This is a genomic window from Candidatus Frankia nodulisporulans, assembly GCF_902806475.1.
GTDB lineage: Bacteria > Actinomycetota > Actinomycetes > Frankiales > Frankiaceae > Frankia > Frankia umida.
The window spans coordinates 1-1,391 of the sequence record NZ_CADCWS010000477.1 but is presented as its reverse complement, the minus strand read 5'-3'; the positions used below and the strand labels follow the sequence as shown (position 1 = coordinate 1,391).

Here is a 1,391-nt window from a genome sequence, read left to right as displayed (position 1 = left end):
GGTTGCTGCGGATCGCGGACGTCGTCGTCGTCGACCGGCTGGCCCCGCGGGAACTGCTGGCGGAGACCCGGCCGGGCAGCGAGATCGTCGACGCCGGCAAGGCGCCGCACGGTCACAACCTCACCCAGGACGAGATCAACGCCGTGATCGTCGACCGTGCCTCCCGGGGGCTGGGGGTGGTCCGGCTCAAGGGCGGCGACCCGTTCGTGTTCGGCCGTGGCGGCGAGGAGGCACTGGCCTGCGCCGCCGCCGGCCTACCCTGCGAGATCGTCCCGGGCGTGACCAGCGCCGTCGCCGTCCCGGCGCTCGCCGGCATCCCGGTCACCCATCGGGGTGTCACCCAGGACGTGACCATCGTCAGTGGTCACGTCGACCCCTCCCATCCGGGTTCCACCGTCGACTGGGACGCCCTGGCCACCGGCCCGGGCACGATCGTCGTGCTGATGGGAGTGACGGCCCTCGCCGGCGTCAGCCGGGAACTGCTCAAACGCGGCCGCCCCGCGGACACCCCCAGCGCCGTGATCCACGCTGGCGGCACCCCGGACGAAACGGTCGTCGTCGGACCCCTGTCCGAGATCGCCACCCGTGCCGCCGAGGCGCACATCGCCTCGCCCGCCGTCATCGTCGTCGGCGAGGTGGTAGCCCTGCGCGACCGTCTCCTGGACGGCCACCTCGCGGCCCGCGCAGCCCTGGCCGCGCACACCCACCCGCACCGTCACTGACATCACGCGTCACGGCGGGGTCGGTCAGGTCAGGGCAGGGCGAGGACGCGGTCGTCGCCGGCGCGGGGCCGGCCGCGGCCGTCGGTGTTGTTGGTGAGAATCCAGACCGAGCCGTCGGGGGCGTTGACAGCGGCCCGCAGCCGACCCACGCCCGCCGTACCGGTCAGGACCGCCGTCGGCTGCCCCGAGACGCCGGCGCCGGCGAGTCGCACCTCCCACAGCCGTTGCCCGCGCAGGGCGGCGACGTACAGGGTGGAGCCGCGGATGGCGATACCGCTGGGGGATGCCTGGGCGGTCGTCCAGGTGACCAGGGGATTGTGAAAACGGCCGCCGTCGGTGTCGCCGATGCCCTCGACGACCGGCCAGCCGTAGTCGCCGCCCGCGACGATCAGATTGATCTCGTCGAAGCGGTCCTAGCCGAACTCGGACGCCCACAGCCTGCCGTCGCCATCCCAGGCGAGGCCCTGGACGTTGCGGTGCCCCAGGCTGTACACCAGCGAACCGGGGAACGGATTGTCCGCCGGGACACCGCCGTCCGGGCGCAGGCGCAGGATCTTGCCGTTGAGGCGCTCGCGGTTCTGCGCCAGGGTGCGGTCGCCGGTGTCGCCGACCCCCGCGTACAACATCCCGTCCGGGCCGAACCGGATGCGCCCACCGTTGTGGATGACC

At 73.3% G+C, this 1,391-nt stretch carries 1 protein-coding gene and 1 pseudogene; one reads left to right on the top strand and one right to left on the bottom strand.

Going from position 1 to position 1,391, the window contains the following annotated elements:
- A partial coding sequence (gene cobA / locus G6R24_RS20940; RefSeq protein WP_163550833.1) for a uroporphyrinogen-III C-methyltransferase occupies nucleotides 1–722 on the top strand: 722 nt, incomplete at its 5' end.
- Nucleotides 723–751: 29 nt separating this feature from the next.
- On the opposite strand, the pseudogene G6R24_RS20935 reads toward cobA, so the two are convergent.
- Nucleotides 752–1,348: pseudogene (locus G6R24_RS20935) on the bottom strand (PQQ-dependent sugar dehydrogenase).
- Between the last annotated feature and the right edge of the window lie 43 nt (nucleotides 1,349–1,391).